This window comes from Kitasatospora sp. NPDC059747 (assembly GCF_042732955.1).
GTDB lineage: Bacteria > Actinomycetota > Actinomycetes > Streptomycetales > Streptomycetaceae > Kitasatospora.
The window spans coordinates 1-6,467 of record NZ_JBHWGV010000093.1 but is presented as its reverse complement, the minus strand read 5'-3'; the positions used below and the strand labels follow the sequence as shown (position 1 = coordinate 6,467).

General features: G+C 72.1%; 5 protein-coding genes. All 5 read left to right on the top strand.

What is annotated here, in order from left to right; translation table 11 throughout:
* Positions 1-129: 129 nt before the first annotated feature.
* The 5 genes from ACFV4G_RS31730 to fahA all read left to right on the top strand — a co-directional run bounded on the left by ACFV4G_RS31730 (position 130) and on the right by fahA (position 6,262).
* Positions 130-1,473 carry a phosphoribosyltransferase family protein gene (locus tag ACFV4G_RS31730; RefSeq protein WP_380445606.1) on the top strand — a complete coding sequence of 448 codons (1,344 nt, stop codon included), beginning with the start codon at positions 130-132 and terminating at the stop codon, positions 1,471-1,473.
* A gap of 208 nt (positions 1,474-1,681) precedes the next feature.
* Positions 1,682-2,896: a 4-hydroxyphenylpyruvate dioxygenase gene (gene hppD / locus ACFV4G_RS31725; protein ID WP_380445566.1), complete on the top strand. Its 1,215-nt coding sequence runs from the start codon at positions 1,682-1,684 to the stop codon at positions 2,894-2,896.
* Between the two features lie 95 nt (positions 2,897-2,991).
* On the top strand, positions 2,992-4,194 hold the full coding sequence (locus ACFV4G_RS31720; RefSeq protein WP_380445565.1) for a homogentisate 1,2-dioxygenase: 1,203 nt from the start codon (positions 2,992-2,994) through the stop codon (positions 4,192-4,194).
* Positions 4,161-5,045 carry a hypothetical protein gene (locus ACFV4G_RS31715; protein ID WP_380445564.1) on the top strand — a complete coding sequence of 295 codons (885 nt, stop codon included), beginning with the start codon at positions 4,161-4,163 and terminating at the stop codon, positions 5,043-5,045. Before ACFV4G_RS31720 ends, ACFV4G_RS31715 begins: the two co-directional genes overlap by 34 nt.
* A complete protein-coding gene (gene fahA / locus ACFV4G_RS31710; RefSeq protein WP_380445563.1) occupies positions 5,042-6,262 on the top strand; it encodes a fumarylacetoacetase in 1,221 nt (406 codons plus the stop codon). The genes ACFV4G_RS31715 and fahA overlap by 4 nt, the downstream gene beginning before the upstream one ends.
* Positions 6,263-6,467 lie beyond the last annotated feature (205 nt).

Genomic DNA, 6,467 nt, shown 5'->3' with positions numbered 1-6,467 from the left:
GACCTTCTACTCCCCCGAGCGCTCCTAGATTTTTATAACAGACAGGTGACGTACAGCATGTGCTCGACGCTGTCCTCGCCCACCCCCGCCCCGCCCACCCGACGTACCGTGGAACTCGGAGGCTGCGCGATGCACGTCACCGGTACCCACTTCACCGACCGCACCGACGCGGGCCGCCGACTGGCCGCCCGCCTGGGGCACCTGAGCGGGTCGGACGCGGTCGTGGTCGCCCTGCCGCGCGGCGGGGTGCCCGTGGCCGCGGAGGTCGCCGCGGCGCTCGGCGCGCCCCTGGACATCTGTGTGATCCGCAAGCTCGGCGTGCCCTACCAGCCCGAGCTCGGCATGGGCGCCATCGGCGAGGGCGGCGTCCGGGTCCTGAACGACGAGGTGATGCGCCTCGGCGGGATCGCCCCCGATCAACTGGCCGACGTGGAGCGGCGCGAGCGCGCCGAGCTGGAGCGCCGCGCCCGCCGCTACCGGGGCGACCGCCCGCCCGCCGACCTGCGCGGCCGGACCGTCATCGTCGTCGACGACGGCATCGCCACCGGCTCCACCGCCCGGGCCGCCTGCCGGATCGTGCGCGCCCGCGGCGCGGCCCGCGTGGTCCTGGCCGTCCCCGTGGCCCCCCGGGACTGGACGGACCGCCTGGCCGACGTCGCCGACGAACTGGTCTGCGTCACCACGCCGTCCCCGTTCTTCGCGATCGGCGAGTTCTACGGCGACTTCTCCCAGACCGGCGACGACGAGGTCCTGAGCCTGCTGGCCGAGGCCCGCGGCGAGCGCCCGCCCGCGCCCGTCGCCCTCGACCGCGAGGTGGAGCTCTCCGCCGCCGGCGTCCGCCTGCCCGGCCACCTGACCGTCCCCGCCGACGCCCGCGGCATCGTCGTCTTCGCACACGGCAGCGGCAGCAGCCGCCACAGCCCCCGCAATCGGCACGTCGCCCGCCACCTCAACCAGTCCGGCCTCGCCACGCTGCTGTTCGACCTGCTCACCGAGGCCGAGGAGCCGGACCGGAGCAAGGTGTTCGACGTCGGCCTGCTCGGCTCCCGCCTGACCGCCGTCGCCGAGCGGCTGACCGCCCTGGAAGCGACCCGGGCCCTGCCGCTCGGCCTGTTCGGCGCGAGCACGGGCGCCGCCGCCGCGCTGCACACCGCCGCCGACCTCGGGCGCGGGGTCGGCGCCGTGGTGTCACGCGGCGGCCGCCCCGATCTGGCCGGGCCGGACGCCCTGGGCCGGGTCACCGCCCCGACCCTGCTCGTCGTCGGCGGCCTCGACGGCACGGTGATCGACCTCAACCGGCGGGCGCGGGCCCGGCTGCGCTGCGAGAGTGAACTCGCGGTGGTCCCCCGGGCGGGCCACCTGTTCGAGGAACCGGGCACGTTGGACCAGGTCGCCGAGCTGGCCGGGGACTGGTTCCGGCACCACCTCCGAGCACCGGGCGACCCCTTCGAACCGGTTACGCAGAGTTCGTGAATCGACCCCGATCAGCAGCGCATATTGCGCAGCCGAACGCGGGATTTCCTGATCAGCTTGTACACATTGAACAGTGAAAAACCGACCTGTTGCCCAACCACCAGGACAGGAGCAAGCTCTCCGCTCAGCCGCACCGCCCACCCCCATCAGCGGCGCGGCCGCCTCAAGCGGACGCCTCAGAGCCGAGGCCCAAAGTGGAGGAAGACCGATGACCCCGCAGTCCCACGCCCTTGAGCTGACCCCCGAGGAGCGCGAGGCCGGTCTCGACGCCGACCAGCTGCGCCGCCTCGTCGGCCTCGTCGAGCACGACCCGGCCACCGACCCGTTCCCCGTGACCGCCCAGGACGCGGTCGTGTTCGTGGTCGGCAACGCCACCCAGACGGCGCAGTTCTACCAGGCCGTGTTCGGCATGGAGCTGGTCGCCTACTCCGGCCCGGAGACCGGTCGCCGCGACCGCAAGGCCTTCGTGCTCCGCTCCGGCTCGTGCCGCTTCGTGATCAAGGGCGGCGTCCAGCCGGACAGCCCGCTGCTGGACCACCACCGCCGCCACGGCGACGGCGTCGTCGACCTGGCGCTGGAGGTGCCGGACGTCGACAAGTGCATCGAGCACGCCCGCGCGACCGGCGCCACCGTGCTGGAGGAGCCGAACGACGTCTCGGACGAGAACGGCACCGTGCGCCGCGCCGCGATCGCGACCTACGGCGAGACCCGGCACACCCTGATCGACCGCTCCCGCTACCACGGCCCGTACCTGCCGGGCTACGTCGTCGCGGAGAGCAGGGTCAAGCACCCGGAGGGCTCGCCGAAGCGGCTGTTCCAGGCGCTGGACCACGCGGTCGGCAACGTCGAGCTCGGCAAGATGGACGAGTGGGTCTCGTTCTACAACCGGGTCATGGGCTTCGTGAACATGGCCGAGTTCGTCGGCGACGACATCGCCACCGACTACTCCGCGCTGATGTCGAAGGTCGTCGCGAGCGGCAACCACCGGGTGAAGTTCCCGCTGAACGAGCCGGCGATCGCCAAGAAGAAGTCGCAGATCGACGAGTACCTGGAGTTCTACACCGGTCCGGGCTGCCAGCACATGGCGCTCGCCACCAACGACATCCTCACCACGGTCGACATCCTGCGGGCGCGCGGCGTCGAGTTCCTCAACACCCCGGACGCGTACTACGACGACCCGGAGCTGCGCGCCCGGATCGGCAAGGTACGCGTGCCGATCGAGGAGCTGAAGAAGCGCGGCATCCTGGTCGACCGCGACGAGGACGGCTACCTGCTGCAGATCTTCACCAAGCCGATCGGCGACCGCCCCACCGTGTTCTACGAGTTCATCGAGCGCCACGGTTCGCTCGGCTTCGGCAAGGGCAACTTCAAGGCGCTGTTCGAGTCCATCGAGCGCGAGCAGGAGGCCCGCGGCAACCTGTGAGGGTCGCGGAACTCTGAACACGGTCGACGTACCGTGAACGCGGTCGACGTACCGTGAGCACGAGCGGCTGAGCACGGTCGAGGAGGAGCAGGGAGATGGCGTACTACCGGCAGCTGGGCAGCATCCCGCCCAAGCGGCACACGCAGCACCGCACACCCGAAGGCGGGCTGTACTACGAGGAGTTGATGGGCGAGGAGGGGTTCTCCTCCGATTCCTCGTTGCTCTACCACCGCGGCATCCCGTCCGCCGTGGTGAACGCGGTGCCGTGGGAGCTGCCGGACCAGTCCACGGTGCCCAACCATCCCCTGCTCCCCCGCCACCTGAAGCTCCACGAGCTGTTCGCCGGCCAGGAGTGGAAGGCCGCGGACGTGGTGGGCGGCCGCCGGCTGGTCCTCGGCAACGGCGACGTGCGGATCTCGTACGTCGCGGCCGGGGCGCCGAGCGAGCTGTACCGCAACGGGCTCGGCGACGAGTGCGTGTACGTGGAGTCCGGCTCCGGCACGGTGGAGACGGTCTTCGGCGCGCTGGAGGTCGGCCCGGGCGACTACGTGATCATCCCGCGGGCGACCACGCACCGGTGGGTGCCCTCCGGGGACGAGCCGCTGCGGGCGTACTGCATCGAGGCGAACAGCCACATCACGCCGGTGAAGCGCTACCTCTCCAAGTACGGGCAGCTGCTGGAGCACGCGCCGTACTGCGAGCGGGACTTCCGCGGGCCCGTCGGGCCGCTCGTCGTCGACACCCCCGGGGACGTCGACGTGCTGGTCAAGCACCGTGGACCGAACGGGATTTCGGGCACCCGCTACACCGTGCCGCACCACCCCTTCGACGTGGTGGGCTGGGACGGCTGCCTGTACCCGTACGTCTTCAACATCCGGGACTTCGAGCCGATCACCGGGCGGATCCACCAGCCGCCGCCGGCCCACCAGGTGTTCGAGGGCAACAACTTCGTGATCTGCAACTTCGTTCCGCGCAAGGTGGATTACCACCCGCTGTCGATCCCGGTGCCGTACTACCACGCGAACGTGGACAGCGACGAGGTCATGTTCTACTGCGGCGGCGACTACGCGGCCCGCAAGGGCTCGGGCATCGGCCAGGGTTCGATCTCGCTGCACCCGGGCGGGCACACCCACGGCCCGCAGCCGGGCGCGTACGAGCGCAGCATCGGCGCGGAGTTCTTCGACGAGCTCGCGGTCATGGTGGACACGTTCCGCCCGCTGGAGCTGGGCGAGGGCGGCCGGGCCAGCGAGGACGCGAACTACGCGTGGACGTGGTCGGGCCGGGGGCCCGGGCGATGAGCGCCGGCGGCTCCGCGATCCCGGACCTGTTCCGCGGACTCTTCGACGACGCGGCGGTGTTCCCGCCGGGGAACCTGCCGGTCGCCGAGGCGGTGCCCGCGCACCGCGCCCACCGCACGGCCTGGTACGCCGACGCGGTCGGCCCGTTCCTGTGCGGGGCGGGCCGGCTGGGCGAGCTGGCCGCGGCGGTGGAGGGCACCGGGCCGCTGAGGATCGGGCTGGTGCTGCCGGGGGGCAGTGCCGAGCTCGGGCCGGCTCTCGCCGCCGCCGGGCCGTTCGAGGTCGCGGGCGTCGAGCTCGCGACCCGGGACGTGCACGAGGCGGTGGCCGAGCTGGACCGGCTGCTGCCGCCGGACGTGCCCGCCGCCGTCGAACTGCCGCGCGAACTCCTGCACGGGGACGGGCTGGACGAGACGCTGGACGCCCTGGTGGACAGCGCCTACCGGGCGAAGTTCCGCACCGGCGGGGTCGTCGCGCAGGCCTTCCCGGGTGAGGACGAGCTGGCCGCGTTCCTCACCGGCTGCGCGCGGCGAGGCCTGCCGTACAAGTGCACGGCGGGGCTGCACAACGCCGTCCGGCACACCGATCCGGTGACCGGCTTCGAGCACCACGGCTTCCTCAACGTGCTGCTGGCCGCGCAGGAGACGGACCGCGCCGCGGCCGCCGAGGTGCTGGCGGAACGCGACGGCCACGTGCTGGCCAAGGCCGTCCGCGCCCTGAGCGCGCACCAGGTTACGGTGATCCGCAACTCGTTCACCGCGTTCGGCACCTGCAGCATCGCCGAACCCCTGGACGACCTGGCCGCGCTCGGCCTGCTGTCGCCCAGCCCACTCGCCCAGGAGGACCGTTGAGCACCCCCCGCAGCTGGCTCGCCAGCGCCCAGGACTCGCCGTTCGGCGTGCACAACCTGCCGTACGGCGTCTTCACCGCCGCCGACCAGCCCGGGCGGCGCCGGATCGGCGTGCGCGTCGGGGACTTCGTGCTCGACGCCGGGGCCGCCGCCCGTGCCGCCGGGTCGCCGTCGGTACTGCTGGCCGCGGACTCGCTCAACCCCCTGATGGCCGCCGGGCGTTCGGCCTGGACGCAGGTGCGGGCCGACCTCACGCTGTGGCTGACGGACGAGTCCTACCGCGAGGCGCTGACCCCGGCGCTGCTGCCGGCGGGCGAGGTCGAGCTGCACCTGCCGTTCGAGGTCGCGGACTACGTCGACTTCTACGCGAGCGAGCACCACGCCACCAACCTGGGCCGGATCTTCCGCCCGGGCTCGGAGCCGCTCACCCCCAACTGGAAGCACCTGCCGATCGGTTACCACGGGCGGGCGGGGACGGTCGTCGTGTCCGGCACCCCGGTCGTGCGCCCGCACGGGCAGCGCAAGGCGCCGGCCGACGCGGTGCCGTCCTTCGGGCCGACGCGCCGGCTCGACATCGAGGCCGAGGTCGGCTTCGTCGTCGGCGCGCCGTCCACGCTCGGGCGGCCGGTCGTCCTGGACGACTTCCGCGACCACGTGTTCGGCGTATGCCTGGTCAACGACTGGTCCGCGCGCGACATCCAGGCCTGGGAGTACGTGCCGCTCGGCCCGTTCCTCGGCAAGTCCTTCACGACCTCGGTCTCGCCGTGGATCGTCCCGCTGGACGCCCTCCAGCACGCCCGGGTCAGCCCGCCGGAGCGCGACGTCGAGCCGCTGCCGTACCTGGACGACCGCGGCGGCGAGCCGTGGGGCCTGGACCTGGCGATGGAGGTCCGGCTGAACGGGCACCTCGTCTCCCGGCCGCCGTTCGCGTCGATGTACTGGACGGCGCAACAGCAGCTCACCCACATGACGGTCAACGGCGCGTCGCTGCGCACCGGCGACCTGTTCGCGTCGGGGACGGTCAGCGGGCCGGAGCCGGACACCCGGGGTGCGCTGATCGAGCTGACCTGGAACGGCGAGGAGCCGCTGAAGCTGGCGGACGGCACGACGCGGACGTTCCTGGAGGACGGCGACGAGGTGACGATCACCGCGACGGCTCCGGGCCCGGACGGGACGGTCGTCGGCTTCGGCGAGGTGACGGGGCGGGTCGAGCCTTAGCCGGGTCGTAATCGGGTCGTAGCCGGATCGCACGACCGGCGCGTGACGGCGAACAGATGACAGCTGACAGATTTCGTTTTCTGTCAGCTGTCATCTGTTGCCCGTTCGGCCTAGGTTCTGTACGGCGGATCATCGTCGGAGCCAGAGTCGGATTGATGCGACGGTGACGGTGCCGTGGAAGACGTAGGCGCGCTTGTCGTACCGG